The 15,146-nt window shown below is 48.8% G+C and carries 12 protein-coding genes and 1 tRNA gene; 7 read left to right on the top strand and 6 right to left on the bottom strand.

The features are described from left to right. Window positions 1-34 precede the first annotated feature (34 nt). Both yicI and GPJ68_RS00340 read right to left on the bottom strand, forming a co-directional pair. Window positions 35-2,353 (bottom strand): alpha-xylosidase, encoded by a 2,319-nt coding sequence (yicI, locus tag GPJ68_RS00345; protein WP_180837063.1) that lies wholly within the window; start codon window positions 2,351-2,353, stop codon window positions 35-37. Between the two features lie 10 nt (window positions 2,354-2,363). Next, entirely contained in the window at window positions 2,364-3,746 is a 1,383-nt protein-coding gene (locus tag GPJ68_RS00340) for a glycoside-pentoside-hexuronide family transporter (protein WP_016157778.1), read from the bottom strand. A gap of 290 nt (window positions 3,747-4,036) precedes the next feature. On the opposite strand from GPJ68_RS00340, the gene GPJ68_RS00335 reads away from it, so the two are divergent. The 3 genes from GPJ68_RS00335 (at window position 4,037) to GPJ68_RS00325 (ending at window position 6,141) form a co-directional block, all read left to right on the top strand. Beyond that, a tRNA-Sec gene (locus GPJ68_RS00335) sits at window positions 4,037-4,131 on the top strand. A gap of 119 nt (window positions 4,132-4,250) precedes the next feature. After that, on the top strand, window positions 4,251-5,288 hold the full coding sequence (locus GPJ68_RS00330; protein ID WP_172860720.1) for a virulence RhuM family protein: 1,038 nt from the start codon (window positions 4,251-4,253) through the stop codon (window positions 5,286-5,288). Window positions 5,289-5,514: 226 nt separating this feature from the next. Further along, entirely contained in the window at window positions 5,515-6,141 is a 627-nt protein-coding gene (locus GPJ68_RS00325) for a DUF6680 family protein (protein ID WP_104652417.1), read from the top strand. Here GPJ68_RS00325 and GPJ68_RS00320 read toward each other — a convergent pair. Beyond that, complete coding sequence (locus tag GPJ68_RS00320; protein ID WP_104652416.1) at window positions 6,138-6,329, bottom strand: toxin-antitoxin system HicB family antitoxin; 192 nt, start codon at window positions 6,327-6,329, stop codon at window positions 6,138-6,140. The genes GPJ68_RS00325 and GPJ68_RS00320 overlap by 4 nt on opposite strands. A gap of 126 nt (window positions 6,330-6,455) precedes the next feature. On the opposite strand from GPJ68_RS00320, the gene GPJ68_RS00315 reads away from it, so the two are divergent. After that, complete coding sequence (locus tag GPJ68_RS00315; RefSeq protein ID WP_016157781.1) at window positions 6,456-6,746, top strand: SymE family type I addiction module toxin; 291 nt, start codon at window positions 6,456-6,458, stop codon at window positions 6,744-6,746. 136 nt (window positions 6,747-6,882) lie between these two features. On the opposite strand, the gene misL is transcribed toward GPJ68_RS00315, so the two are convergent. Together misL and GPJ68_RS00305 are read right to left on the bottom strand one after the other, a co-directional pair. Continuing rightward, on the bottom strand, window positions 6,883-9,717 hold the full coding sequence (gene misL / locus GPJ68_RS00310; protein WP_104652414.1) for an intestinal colonization autotransporter adhesin MisL: 2,835 nt from the start codon (window positions 9,715-9,717) through the stop codon (window positions 6,883-6,885). A gap of 75 nt (window positions 9,718-9,792) precedes the next feature. Further along, on the bottom strand, window positions 9,793-10,410 hold the full coding sequence (locus GPJ68_RS00305) for a helix-turn-helix transcriptional regulator (RefSeq protein ID WP_016155022.1): 618 nt from the start codon (window positions 10,408-10,410) through the stop codon (window positions 9,793-9,795). Window positions 10,411-10,987: 577 nt separating this feature from the next. Between GPJ68_RS00305 and GPJ68_RS00300 the strand changes: the two genes are divergently transcribed. The 3 genes from GPJ68_RS00300 to GPJ68_RS00290 all read left to right on the top strand — a co-directional run bounded on the left by GPJ68_RS00300 (window position 10,988) and on the right by GPJ68_RS00290 (window position 14,062). Next, window positions 10,988-11,761: a winged helix-turn-helix domain-containing protein gene (locus GPJ68_RS00300; RefSeq protein ID WP_016157784.1), complete on the top strand. Its 774-nt coding sequence runs from the start codon at window positions 10,988-10,990 to the stop codon at window positions 11,759-11,761. After that, window positions 11,758-12,222, top strand: coding sequence for a hypothetical protein (locus GPJ68_RS00295; RefSeq protein WP_016155024.1), 465 nt, complete (start codon window positions 11,758-11,760; stop codon window positions 12,220-12,222). The genes GPJ68_RS00300 and GPJ68_RS00295 overlap by 4 nt, the downstream gene beginning before the upstream one ends. A 343-nt stretch (window positions 12,223-12,565) precedes the next feature. Next, window positions 12,566-14,062 carry a C69 family dipeptidase gene (locus tag GPJ68_RS00290; protein ID WP_047415734.1) on the top strand — a complete coding sequence of 499 codons (1,497 nt, stop codon included), beginning with the start codon at window positions 12,566-12,568 and terminating at the stop codon, window positions 14,060-14,062. A 62-nt stretch (window positions 14,063-14,124) separates the two neighbouring features. On the opposite strand, the gene GPJ68_RS00285 is transcribed toward GPJ68_RS00290, so the two are convergent. Then, a complete protein-coding gene (locus tag GPJ68_RS00285; protein WP_016157786.1) occupies window positions 14,125-14,787 on the bottom strand; it encodes a LuxR C-terminal-related transcriptional regulator in 663 nt (220 codons plus the stop codon). Between the last annotated feature and the right edge of the window lie 359 nt (window positions 14,788-15,146).

Below are 15,146 nucleotides of genomic sequence, written 5' to 3'. Positions count from 1 at the left end.
GATAAGACGCATCCGGCACCACGTCGACACATGCTTACAAGGTAATCGTCAGCTCACTGCCCTGTGGAGTAATAACTACACCCAGCTCGCTGCCCATATGCGACCCGCATTTAATGCCGCCAATTTTCTGAATATTTCGCAGGCACAACGTCCAGTTACGTGCCTCACCATTCCCTTTCACAGTGATGGTATTACCTACACGCGTCGCCTTCAGCGTGAAGATAACCGAGCCGTCAGCAGCCGGAACTTCACAGAGTGCTTCCCGCCCCTCCTGCAGATGGAACAGCTGGAACGCTGTCCCTTCGTGCCAGGCGTAGTCCGGCTTCTGGTTATTGCTGCCCAGCGCCAGCAGGGTATTGTCACGCACATAAACCGGCAGACTCAGGAAGTCATGCTGCTGCTTATGCCAGCGGCTACCAGGCACCTCATCATTACGCCACAGATGCGTCCAGCGTCCTTCCGGCAGGTAGAACTGCACATCGCCCGCCTCGCTAAACACCGGCGCGACCATCACGCTATCGCCCAGCATGTACTGGCGGTCGAGATAATCACACGCCGGATCGTCCGGGAACTCCAGCATCATCGCGCGCATCATCGGGGTGCCCTGCGCATTAGCGCGCGCTGCTTCACGATACAGGTACGGCATCATGCGGCATTTCTGTTCGGTGAAGTAGCGCACCACATCGCAGGATTCGTCATCGTACGCCCATGGCACACGGTAGGATTTACTGCCATGCAGGCGGCTGTGGCTGGAGAGCAGCCCAAACGCACACCAGCGCTTGTAGACGTGCGCCGGAGCGGTATTCTCAAAGCCGCCGATATCGTGGCTCCAGAAGCCAAAGCCGGACAGGCCAATAGACAAGCCACCGCGCAGGCTTTCCGCCATCGATTCATAGTTGGCGTAGCAGTCGCCGCCCCAGTGCACCGGAAACTGCTGTGCGCCCACGGAGGCCGAACGGGCGAACAGCACCGCCTCTTCTTCACCGACGGTTTCTTTCAGCACGTTCCACACCAGTTCGTTGTAGATGTACGCATAATGGTTGTGCATCTTCTGCGGATCGGCACCGTCAAACCACTGCACATCCGTGGGGATGCGTTCGCCAAAGTCAGTTTTGAAGCAGTCAACGCCGATATCCACCAGACCTTTCAGCTTGTTGGCATACCACTCGCAGGCTTGTGGATTAGTGAAGTCATAAATCGCCAGGCCCGGCTGCCATTTATCCCATTGCCACAGGGAACCGTCCGGGCGCTTGAGCAGATACCCTTTCGCTTTCAGTTCATTGAACAGCGGGGATTTCTGACCGATGTAGGGGTTTATCCATACGCACACCTTCAGCCCTTTCTCTTTCAGGCGGCGGATCATGCCTTCCGGGTCCGGGAAGGTCACCGGGTCCCACTCAAAGTCGCACCACTGGAAGGCCTTCATCCAGAAACAGTCGAAGTGAAAGACGTGCAGTGGCAGATTGCGCTCGGCCATGCCGTCGATAAAGCTGTTCACCGTCGCTTCGTCGTAATTGGTGGTGAACGATGTGGTTAGCCACAGACCGAACGACCAGGCTGGCGGCAGCGCCGGACGGCCTGTAAAGCGGGTATAGCGATCCAGCACCGCCTTCGGCGTTGGGCCGTCGATGACGAAATATTCCAGAAACTCGCTTTCAACGCTGAACTGCACTTTCGACACTTTCTCAGAGCCGATTTCAAACGACACGCACTGCGGATGGTTCACCAGCACACCGTAGCCGCGGTTGGTGAGATAAAACGGGATGTTCTTGTAAGACTGTTCGGTACTGGTACCCCCATCGCGGTTCCAGGTTTCCACCGTCTGACCGTTACGTACCAACGCGGTAAAACGCTCCCCCAGCCCGTACACCGTTTCCCCCACGCCCAAATCCAGACGCTCAAACATATAGTTACGCCCGCTGTGGGTATCCTGCACGTAACCGCTATTCTTTAGCTGACTGCCGGTAATACGTTCACCATTACGCAGGAAATCCAGCAACCAGAACTCACCTTTGGTCACCCGAACGCTCAGATTGCCGCTCTTCAGTTCGGCAAATTCAGCGGTGTTTCGCATCTCAACATTGACGTCCTGCAACACGTTCAGCGGGTAATGCGGGCCGGTATCCAGCGCGCCCTGGAAGTGCTCCATACGTACGCCCACCACCCCTTCCTGCGGCGAGAAAAAGCGTAGGGTGAAGAGTGGGGTATCCAGTTGCCAGGTACGTTCACGCACGTCGCGCGGCGCAACGTAGACAATCATCTCGTTACCCTGCTGTTCAACGTCGAACACCTGAATTGGGTGTATTAAATTCAGTCCAGGTTGGGTCAGCCAGTTTCCATCGCTAATTTTCATCGTCAGTTCCTTAGTTCTGTAATTCTTTCGTCGTGAAATCCTGCTGGTTGCGGCGCGCGCCCTGAGCCAACTGACTCATAATTTCCGTCAGATACGGCGTTTTCAGGGTATAGAAGCGTTTGGCAATCACGGCACTCAGCAGGTAACAAATCGCCGGGACAATGGTGAACAGGGCGATGATGATGTTAATGGTGGCGCTGTTCTGGGTTTTCGCGGCGGCGTCGTAGCCCCCGCCCGCCAGCATCCAGCCGATCAGCGCCCCGCCGAGCGCCAGACCCAGCTTGAGCACGAACAACGTGCCCGCAAAGCTGATCCCCGTCAGGCGTTTACCGTTGCACCATTCGCCGTAATCAACGGTGTCGGACATCATTACCCACTGGATTGGCGTAACGAGCTGGTGCAATACACCAATGACAAAAATAAAGATAAACATGGTGATGCTGGCGTGCATCGGCACAAAGAACATCGCCAGGCTCGCTACCGCCAGCGCAGCGTTGGTCCACCAGAAGACGCTGACTTTGCATTTCCAGTCGGTCAGCGGTTTTGCCAGCGCAGAGCCGATCAGGTTGCCGACGCAATAGGCGGTGAGAAAGGCGACAAACACCTCCGGCTTACCCAAAATCCAGGTGACGTAATACATCATCGCCCCGCCACGAACGCAGACGGCCAGAATATTGAGGATGGTCAGCAGGCCGACGATGCGCCATTGGTCGTTTTGCCAGATGTCGCGCAGGTCTTCACGCATAGAGGTGGTGCTCGGCGGCGCTTCCACGCGTTCTTTGGTAGTGAAGAAGCAGAACGCCAGCATCAGGAACGCCACCACGGAGAGCACCGCAATCCCACCTTGAAAGCCGAACGCTTTATCCTCGCCACCAATCAGATTCACCAGCGGCATCATCAGCACGGTGGAGAGCATGCCGCCCGCCGTCGCCAGCACAAAGCGCCATGATTGCAGGGAGATACGCTGCGTTGGGTCATTAGTGATCACGCCGCCCAGCGCGCAGTAGGGAATATTGACCACGGTATAAAGCAGGGTCAGCAGCGTGTAGGTGATTGCGGCATAAATCATTTTGCCGTTCAGGCTGAGATCCGGCGTGCTGTAGGCCAGCACGCAAACCAGACCAAACGGAAGTGCGCCAAACAGCACCCATGGTCGGAATTTCCCCCAGCGCGAACGGGTACGGTCAGCCAGCAACCCCATACAAGGGTCTGAGATGGCATCCAGCGCGCGGGCCAGTAAGAACATGGTGCCGACAAATCCGGCTGGGATACCAAAAATATCGGTATAGAAGAACATCATATATAACATGACGTTATCGAAGATAATGTGGCTAGCAGCATCGCCCATTCCGTAGCCAATCTTCTCTTTAACAGACAGAATTTCACTTTTCATTACGCATCCTTGTTAGCACTTTCACACGCCCTGATACCGGTTACAGTTCTTGTAAACCATCCCTGTGAGCGCGGGTATTCCGATATCTCGTTATCAAATTACGATTCTTGTTTTCTGTGATCAGCGTAGCGTCTAAAAATGTGTCTAAGTGTAAGTAATGGATTTTGCGGGGATTTATTTGAAACTGGTCATGGTATAGAGAAACGGAAGTTAAAAAAGTGAGTGAGGGGGTGTGGAAACGTTTGGAAGTAGCTATAATGCGCCCCGCCTCCATGTAGCAATCGAGGCGCGGAAGATCGTCATCTCCGGTGAGGTGGCTGGACTTCAAATCCAGTTGGGGACGCCAGCGTTCCCGGGCAGGTTCGACTCCTGTGATCTTCCGCCAAAGTTCCTCAAGTAAGATCTTCTTAAATCACATCTCTTTTTAGCTTTCTTTATCCAGGATCGATCTCTGGCATACTACGTTGATTGTAGCGTTATAGGTCTGGTTAAAACGGAGGCGACATGACAGATAAACACCTATCACAATCCCCAACAGGCGAATTTATTATGTTTGCCAGTGATGACGGGAGTGTGCGTGTTGAATGTCGCTTTGAATCAGACACAATCTGGTTATCCCAGGCATCAATGGCTGATCTGTACGATAAAGATGTTCGTACCATTAACGAGCATTTAATCAACATTTTTTCTGAAGGGGAACTTGGTCAAAACTCAACTATCCGGAAATTCCGGATAGTTCGCCAGGAAGGAAAACGTCAGGTTTCCAGAGAGATAGATCACTATAACCTCGAAGCAATACTTGCTGTCGGTTATCGCGTTCGTTCCCCTCGCGGCACCCAATTCCGCCAGTGGGCAACCCAGACGCTCCAGCAATACCTGATAAAAGGTTTTGTAATGGACGATGAGCGGCTGAAAAATCCGCCTGTTGGTTCATCGGCTGTACCTGACTATTTCGATGAGATGCTCGAACGCATCCGCGATATTCGCGCCAGCGAGCGCCGGGTTTATTTACGAGTTCGGGAGATCTTTGCATTAGCGGCAGACTATCAACCATCGCTGAAAGAAACCACACAGTTTTTTCAAACTATTCAGAATAAGCTGCATTTCGCCTGTACCGGTCATACCGCTGCTGAACTCATTCATCGACGAGCTGACGCCAGCCAGCCGCATATGGGGCTGACCAGCTATAAAGGTGAAGAAGTGCGTAAAGGTGATGTGACGGTGGCGAAAAACTATCTCAGCCAGGATGAGGTCAGCGAACTTAACCGCGTGGTTAACATGTGGCTGGATTTTGCCGAAGATCAGGCCCGCCGCCGTCAGCAGGTATTTCTGCGCGACTGGCAGGATAAGCTGGATCAGTTCCTGCAATTTAACGACCGTGAGGTTCTGCAAGGTACCGGTACGGTCAGTAAGAAAATGGCCGATGAAAAAGCCCAGGCGGAATATAGTCAGTTTGCTGAGCAGCAGCGCCGCTTAAAAGAAGCCGAAGGCGAGAAGGATATTGCCGCTTTGCTACAGTGGAAAACAGAGCCTAAAAAGTAGCTCAGAACGCCCCCAAACCCCACAAGGAAAATCATTTGGGGGTACTTATGGGGGTTACTCATTTATCCAACACAAAACATTTTTATTAAATCAATAGGTTAACAATAAAATGCGACTCTTGTGATCTCCGCCAAAATTCACAAAGTACTATGCCGCAACTCTCTTGTTAATTATTCTAAATTTTATACTATATCTATAGTGATTATTAATTTTAAAAGGGAAAAGAATGAGTATGTTTCTCGGCATGGAAAATAAAGATGTCATAATGACAGCATCCGTAATTGTCGGTCCTATATTAGCAGTACAAATCCAAAAAATATTAGAACAATTTCGCGAGAAAAAAAGAAATCGCTTACATATTTTCAGAACTCTTATGTCAACACGGGCCCAAAAACTACACAGAGACCATGTTCAAGCTCTCAACATGATTGATATAGAGTTTTATGGTAGAAAAATACCATTAATAAAAACAAAGTACCAGACTAGCAAAGAACAAGCTGTAACTCATGCTTGGAAAAGCTACAACAATCATCTAAATAAAGCAAACGAATATCCCGACATTAATATATGGATATCAAAGTCGGAAGATTTATTCACTGAGTTATTATATGCAATTGCTCAAGCAATGAATTATGACTTTGATAAGGTACAATTACAAAGAGATTGCTACAGACCAATTGCTCATGGCGATTTAGAAACCACACAGGCTAATATTCTAAAAGGGTTAGAGAAAATTCTATCAGGTAAAAGTTCATTACCAATGAATATTACAAATATTCCGTTTAATAATACGAGTGTAAGAACTGAGGAGCCTCACGAATGCACAGAGGACGTAGATGCAACTAATAGCTAGGCCTTGGGCTTAATTCCTTTTACCCTTAGCGCCTCCCTCGCCAGTTCCTTCAACCAACTGGCGAGACTTACCCCTTCCTCCGCCGCCACAGCATCAAGTTGCTCCTTCAATGCCGGATCAATACGCATTTTGAACTGCGGTGACTGACCGCCGCCTTTTGGTTTTTTTTCGCGCGATATGATTGACATGGGGCCACCTATCCAACTATCTTAACCACATAGGAGGCCACCTAAAAGCCTTCTACACCAGCAACGCTCCGTTGTGCGGGAACACAGCCGGAGCGTCTAACCTCACCAACTATCAAGGAGTTGATTATGGCTGATTCGCATTCTACCCCAGACACCGACCAAACCGGAACCGAGCGTTCGGTAATTGTGGGATATCGCCCGAATGTTTTCGACAAATCCACACCAAAAATTATTCTTTCTGGCAAGTGGCTACGCGAAGCGGGGTTTGATACCGGCCAACAGATTACCGTAAAAGTGATGAATGGCTGTATCGTCCTGATGGTCTATGGCGAGCAGGAGCAACGCCTGCAGGATGAGCTGAAAGAGGCAAATCAGAAGCTGAACAGAATTGAGAGCACACTGGCGACTCTCCAGTGAAGTACGACTGAGCCTGTAAGCGTTAATTACAGATTTACCAGATGCCGGATAGCGCTAACGCTTATCCGGCCTCCCCCCACAAAAAATAAAGCCGCTGACCCATTAATCAGCGGCTTTTCCATTACCTGCAACTACGTCAGAAGTTATATTTCACGCCCAGCATACCGCGAGTATCGCTGTAGCCTTTGTCACCAACCTGTTGGGCCACGTTGCTCCACACGTTGAGGCGCGGAGTGATTTGACCTTCAACGCCGACTTTCAGCTCACCAATGTTCTTGGTGCCACGCATGTCGTTGCTCACATCGTCCATCTTCACGCGAGTCGTCTGCGTGTTGTGGATCCAGTTGGCTTCAACAAACGGCTGGAACTCACGAGATTTACCGTCGTCGATGGCGTTGTGACCGTTGATAAAGGCTTTTACCCCCAGACGGGTCATCAGGTTGCCATCGGTGTTGTCCTTCACGCGGGTGCCGTTCGCTTCGCGGTGGCTGTCGGCCTGCACGTCCATCCACACCACCTGAGCTTTCGGTTGCAGCCAATAGCTGTTGCGCTCGTTTTCACCCAGTTTGAAGCTGTAACCGGCTTCAACAGAAGCGGTGATCCCGCTGGATTTATATTTCTCCGTCGCCTGCTCCTGACCCATCACCTTGTTATCAAACCAGTTGTACAGCATCCAGGTGTCTACATAAGTGCCGGTCTTGTCAGCGTCATTGGCATACCAGGTGCCGTACAGCCCCACGCTGTAACCGGTGACCTGACCACGTGAATGGTAGCCGGTCAGACTGGACTGCGTGCGGTTCTGGCTGTTGGCATAACCAGCCATCGCGCCGAGGTGCCAGCGGTCGAGACCGTCGCTACTCCACTGCGCCAGGTCACCGCCTAACTGCAGGACATAGCTGTTGCTTTGGGTTTTCAACTGCCCGCTACCGTCTTTGAAGCGGGTATGTGCCCCGACGTTACGCATCCACAGACTGGTGACTTTTTTCTCGCCCGTCAGCATATCGACGTACTGCGTTTCCCCCAGACGATCGTGGAGTCGGGTCATGAACAGCGTGTTAGCAGCGTAGTTGTTCGCCAGATAACTGCCTGCTTCCGGGCGGTACTGCTGCTCAGTGACAGGGGGCGCAACAGGTTCTTCCGGCTCAGGGATAATCGGGTCGACAGGATCGACCGGGTCTGGGTCAACAGGACCTGGGTCAATAGGGTCAACCGGGTCCGGGTCAACGGGATCTGGGTCAATAGGGTCAACCGGGTCCGGATCGACGGGGTCCGGCTCTTCCGGATCCGGCGGAGCAGGAATAAAGCTCGTCAGATACCAGTTGCTGCCCTTTTGCACCACGTTATAGTCGTACGCACCGGCAACAATACGGCCCGCTTTCTCAAAAGTACCGTCAGAATTACCGGCCACTTCGATGATCTCAATACCTTCAACGGTCTGCGCCCCGGTTCCGCCAATATTGTTCACTGCCACAAATGCGTTACCCGCGGTGTTGCCGAGCACTTTCAGCTTGTCGGTTTCAGAGGCATCGTCATTCAGGACGGTATTGAAAACGAGTTTTCCGCCGTTGCCGGTAAAATCTTCATTGATAGTAAGCGTCTGCCACGGTTCGCCGTCAGCATGCCCAAAGTTCACCACTGACCCGCCGTTCAGCGTCAGGTCGGTGAGCGTTGAGCTGTTGGTCATGTTCCAGGTCGCATCGCTCATTTGCAGCGAGATAACCCCCGTCCCGGCAGTGGCGCTGGTGACGTATGACGCCCCACTCCACAACGAGTTGTCAGTCATATTGAGTTTGATGGTACTGTTTTGCTGCGGCTGGGTGTTGTTTGCGGCAGTAGCACCGGCGGCGTGAAGATCGCCGTCGATAAGGAAACGCCCGCCAGCAGAACCGTCGACGATGCCGCCCGTTTCTGTACTGATGGCATAGCTTTCATTGCTGTGATTGCCCGCCATAGCAATAGTAGCGCCGCCACCGAGATTTACCGTGCCGCGTGAAATCGCATACAGGCCGCGTGGGGCCTTGCTGAATGAGTAAACTTTATCGATGCTGTTAACACGAATCGTCGCATTATCACCCAGATTCACCGTCGCATTATAGGAATAGACCGCATGGGCGCTGGCTCCGCTCACCGAAATAGTGGCGTTATTGCCCAGTTCCGTTTTGGAAGATGAGGCGGCGTAGACCCCTATTGAGGAAGTGCCCGATGTCTCGATGGTGGCGTCATTGCCAAGGCGGATTGAGGACCCGCTCTGTCCGGAGCGGATTCCCTCTGAGCTGTTACCGGTAGTCACAATGTGGGCACGATCGCCGACAATAATCGTATTTTTGGCAAGCGTTGCGTCTCTAAACGCGTTGGCGGTGATGCCACGTCCCTGGTTACCGGTGGTTTGAATATACAGATCGTCGCCGACGTAGATGTTTGCTGAGCCTATCCCACCCTGACCGATGGCGTTGTATCCGGCGTTAATACCATCACCATCCTGGCCGTCCACATAAATACTGGTGCGATCCCCGGTGATAATAAAGACTGGATTATCCGGCGTATTAGCCCCGTGCGTGCGGATACCGTCAACATCTTTACCATTATTAGCGGCATTCTTTGACTGTGTGCGAATCGTAAGGTCGTCACCGAAAATAACGCCCGGGCTACCCGTCGCGCTGTTCTGAATAACGGTAATGGTGTGTTCGAAGGCTTCTCCTCCTGGCCCATTCAGCGTTAATCCATGACCATAAACGGGAATGGTACCGGCACTCCACTGATAAACATAATTCGGCGTATCGCTGTTTTTTTTGAAACTGTCATTCGTCTGTGCAGGAAATAAAGCCTGCAACTCCGGCGAAAGACTGCTCACCAATCCACTGGCAGGAAGACTATCAATATCAATCCAGGCCGCGTGGGTTGAAAATACCATTGACGTTAACGCGGTTGATACCGCTATCGCAATGCGTGAGTAATGCTTAGGTTTTTTCATAATAGCCTCCTGCTTTCGGGCGTAGGGCGTCCACCACATCGCAAAGATGTGAAAATAGTAAGAATCAAAAATGCGTTATAAAATATTCGACAGTATTTGATGAATGCTATGGCCTAATTTATCTTCAAGCCTGAGCTTGTAGACATATATTTTCTTAATATCTATATTATCTATTTTGGTAATTTGCTGAATACTTTTCCCTGACACAAACCGCTTCAGTAATATCATTTCTGTATAGTTGAGTGAGCGTCCGCGTTTACTGTTCGCAAGGTGGCCGGTAAATAATCGGCGAATTTTCTGATGCTGAACTTCATCATCATCATCGGAATATATAATCCCTTGTATTTTATTGCTTTTCGACAGCCAGTAGTTGGCTAACGGCGCGAGATTCCTGTCCGCTATCAACACAATATACATACCGCTGTAGGCCAGCCGGTCAACCCATTGCGGATCGGCGAACAGGCGCAAGTTTGGGAAGGAAAAGTCCACAAAAATAAACCCACGCGACAAATGATTTTGATTATTAAGGAGAAGTTTTTCAATAATTCCTTTTTGCAGAAAACTATTTCCCTCTGGCCAGATCGCAAAAGTGGCTCGGTGACAGTAGTTGGCGCGTACCACAGTATCCGGAAATAATTGACAGGATAATTCACAGCTTATGCAACGAACACTCTGTGATGGTGATCTCTTCATCAAAAATGACTCCTGTTATTTTTCCATAAATATTTCATTGGTAAATAAATGTGTCAATCCGACACGTATGACATTCCTTGTCAGTTAATAACAGTGACACTTAAAAAATGTAATAAACTCCTGATACGCTATTATGAATAGGCTGTAAGCAATGCGATTGCGCTAAGCTTTTTTCTGCTTTATCTCAGAATAACAGTCTGGGTATTAGGAATTTTATGCATAAATCCAAATCCCAGAATAAACATTAAAACAGCACTATTTGCTAAAAATTAACCAATGAAAGGGGTACTTATAAATTACACAATTCTGATAACTCAATCCCCCTTGAAGTGCTGTTGATAAATATAATGAGAATTCAGATAAAACTGTAATGAATTCTCATTATTTAACATTAGTTAATACTCACCTAAGAATTTACACACGTAACACATTGTATTTAAAGCATTTTTAATCCTTAAGTGAAATTCTTATCTTCGATCACGTACAAAGAGTGAGGCATATTCACGATTTGGATGTAAAATTTAAGGTATGTGTAGGCACATGCGGTGATACGTTATAGTTACTGAGGGCTGGGCAATTGTACCTTATCAATCAGTTGGTCGAATTTAATCCTGACAGCAAAAGTCTGGTCAATCGTCAGACCGGGCGCGCAATACAACTTCAGCTCCCAGCTTCGCTTTGCTTTCTCTATTTAATTACTCACGCAAGTGACATTGTTTCGCAGAACACATTGATAAAAGTGGGTTGGGGTGAGAGAAATAATGTGACCACAACCAACACATTTTACCAGGCTATTCTGACGCTACGTAACGCGCTGGCGGATGTGGGTCTGCCACGTGATACGGTGAAAACTATTTCACGACGCGGACTCAGATTAAATGGAAATACGCAGGTAGAGGCGATAACGCATCCTCAGAGTGAAGTTTTCCAGTCACCGCTAATAGAGGAATACGCGCCCCCAAAGATAATTACTCCCGCGACACAACAAACGACGCGGGTCCCCTGGTGGAATATTATATTTAGCGCTGGCATCGTTATTGCCACATTGATTATCTGGCTGGTGTGGTATCAGACACGTCCTGTTATGCCGTTTAGTAAATTCATTTCTGTTTCTATGCAGGTCCCATCTCGGCAAAACTGTAAAATTTATTACTCACTGAATGATCACGATCAGGAAAATTATTTCAATCTGATGCAACTGCACCCTTCTCTCTGTGAAAACAACAAGCATGTTTTCCTTTCTGGCTACCGTAAAGCGGAGAGGATCGTGGCATTTGTTTGTGATAAAGATGCACGGGTAGATGCGTACGCGTTTTGTACTACCCATTATTACTGGATGCGCGGGCAATGAAAAAAATACACCACCTTATTTTAATCGTAATCGGCGTGGCGACATTGCTCGGCTCAGGCGGATGGCTATGGCATTCACGCTATGCCGAAAAGCAGCTAAATTGCGTTGGAAATGTCGAATGGAATATTGGCAGCAACCGCTTTGCAGGTACGGTTTCATTTCGGATGTACAAAGATGCAGGGCTAGCGACCATTACCGGAAAACTGTACGGACGTAATACCTCAGACATTAGCAGGAACATCTATTTCAGTTATACCCGGCAGCACGAAGCCCGAGTGCTACAGGCAATGCAGGTGGTCAAAACCTTCGCTGATAGCGCCGATGAAGCTGATATTAACAACACATTACCCGGATTTTACCGTCAAAGCGGACGAAACCTGAGCCTGGTTATGGAGGAGTATAAGGGCGCATGGATTTTTGCCAGCTCAAATGTCCCCTCGCTGTATTGCCGCAAAAGGTAACGTCATATCCGGATACAAAAAGCACGCCCCCTTCAATAGAATTCATATTTGCCATCATCGACTTACGCGACATGGGTCACTGAATCCACTCATATCCCATTGCTATTCTTCATCCCGAATCAGGAAACATCCTGAATACCACGATATCCATTGCGCAATAATTAAGCGAAATGGGCGTTTTATTTTGCCCAGAAGACTTCAACCTACGGATGGATATTTGGAGAAGACGTGGACAGGGGCGTTTATCTCTCTCGCGAGCAATGTCTGAGCGTTCAGGCGTTATCGCATTTCAGGAAACGGTGTGTTTCCGGTGTATTTTTGGCGTACATATGAGGGATACGTAATGTTTACTTTTAAAAAGTGCCTGATTGCACTTTCTATAAATTTGGCCGTTGTTTCATCAGGTTTTGCTTGTACGACCCTATTGGTCGGTAATGAAGCATCAGCGGACGGCTCCATGCTGGTAGCCCGTAGCGCTGACAGCGATGCCCTGAAAGCGCAGCATTTTGTCATTCATCCGGCCAAGCAGAATCAGACCGGGATATACAGCACCAAAGCACATAATGGCGCGAATGACTTTACCTGGCCGCTACCCAAAAACTCTCTGCGTTATACCACCGTTCCAAACTGGAAAACCCAACTGCACGGCGCGACCGGATTTAACGAATTGGGCGTTGGCGTGAGCGGTACAGAATCTATTTTTGCCTCAGCAAAAGCGCTGGCTGCCGACCCCTACGTTGAAGATAAAGGGATCACCGAAGATGATATCCCGGATATTCTGTTGTCCCAGAGCAAAACCGCGCGTGAAGCCGTGGCGTTACTGGGTCATATCGTTGAGACCGCCGGCGCTGGGGAAGGTTTTGGCGTGGCCGTCGTCGACGATAACGAAATCTGGTACCTGGAAACCGGCAGCGGTCACCAGTGGATGGCGCAGCGCCTGCCGAATAACCAGTATTTTGCCACCGGTAATCAGGGCCGCTTACAGGATTACGACCCTAAAAACCCAGACATGATGGCGTCAAAAAACCTGATTCAATTTGCGACCGAAAAAGGTCTGTACGAACCGGCAAAAGATGGCAAATTCAACTTCTCCAAAGCCTATACTCGTGATGATGAGCGTGACCGCACGTATAACGATCCTCGCGTATGGACCATCCAGAAAGAGTTCAATCCTTCCGTAAATCAGGATATGGCCAAAGGGCGCGAATTCCCGGTGTTCATGACGCCAGAGAAGAAGATGACGCTGGATGATGTGAAGGCCGTGCTGCGTAACCATTACGAAGGCACCAGCCATGACCCGTACACCAACGGTCTGAACGGCAAAGAGCCATGGCGTCCGGTTAGCGTCTTCCGCACCTATGAAGCACACGTGATGCAGGTCCGTCCGTGGTTGCCAAAAGAGATTGGTGAAACGACCTACATTGGTCTGGGTATGGCCGACCTCACCGCGTTTGTTCCGTACTACAGCGGCCTGAAAGCGTATCCGGCAAACTATACGATGGGTACCGATAAAGCGGACGATCAGTCCATTTACTGGAAATACCGTAAGTTACAGACGCTGACGATGACCGATTATCCGAAGCTCGCGCCAATCGTCAAAAAAGCCTACAAAGCATGGGAAGATAAAGTGGCGAAGGAGCAAAAAGAGGTCGAAGCAAAATATCTGAAGATGGCAAAAACCGATAAACCTGCCGCAGATAAGATGCTGAATGACTTCAACTTGCGCATCATGGCCGATGCCGAGAAGCTGACGGAAGATCTGACTAATCAGCTCTTTACCATCCGCACTAAAGACATTCAGTCTGATATCTTCTTTGCAAACGCTGCGAAAAAAGACTGAGTAACGGCACGATGACATGCTGGCGCAAAGTAAGCTTCAAAACTTTGCGCCAGTAGTACGGCTTACATTTCCTTCCGCGGCAGTTGATCGAGAGCCAGGCTTCTTAGATGCAAATTGGCCCAGCAGGCTGCCTGTGTTCGGTTATTCACAGATATCTTTTTAAAGATATTATAAATATGCGTTCTCACTGTATTTTCACTAATAAAAAATGCGTTAGCAATTTCTACATTAGACGCACCTTTCGACAACTCAGTTAAAATTTCATATTCTCTTTCGGTTAAAATGCCGTAGTTATTATCTGATGGCGTGAGGTTTACATACTCTGGCAGCGGTGACAGTGAGCGTGGTGGACGGGAGGTTTTTAGCCCCTCTTTAAGGAGTTCTAACAAATATTCTGTAGAGCAATTATTTGGTACGATCGACTCAAAATTTGGCCATAGCATGCTCTCATAGAGTGGGAGCGACCGCAGGCAGTTAATAATATAAACGCGCAAACTATATGCGCTGTCATTGAGTAATTTTGACCAGACATTTTTTAATTTACGGCTTGATGCCTGTATATCATAGAGGATGATACTTCCCTCAACGATAAATGACATGTCTGGTCTGCTAATGTTAACAAAATCAACCAAGATATCGTTTTGCTTATTGAGATAATCCAGCAAGAGTTGCGTCTGTATTGATTGGTTGCTAATGAGTATTATCTTACTGTCCATGTTAAGCATATGTAGCCTTCATTCAAATGATGATTGACAATATTCCTTATCGTTATTGCATGCCAAGCCAATAACAAGTCACTACTTAAGATTAAAGATAATCTGATTGAATTATAAGAATTTAGCTAATTGTGCAATTCGATCATTCGCTTTTTCCGAGCGCAGGATTCGATTTTTCTTTATAGCATTTAAAGAAGCATAACAATACAAACATAACATATTGTATTCCAAGTGTTTTTATTTAACCTTAGAGTTGAGAACTATCTCAATCACAATCTGCTTATAGATAATAATAATTCATTAATACTCATAGTTAATGATCATTATTAATATTATAGGATGAGTAAAATACGTCCAATCTACGATGT

Source organism: Citrobacter sp. 172116965, from assembly GCF_013458095.1.
GTDB lineage: Bacteria > Pseudomonadota > Gammaproteobacteria > Enterobacterales > Enterobacteriaceae > Citrobacter > Citrobacter braakii.
This window is presented reverse-complemented; position numbering and strand designations above follow the sequence as displayed.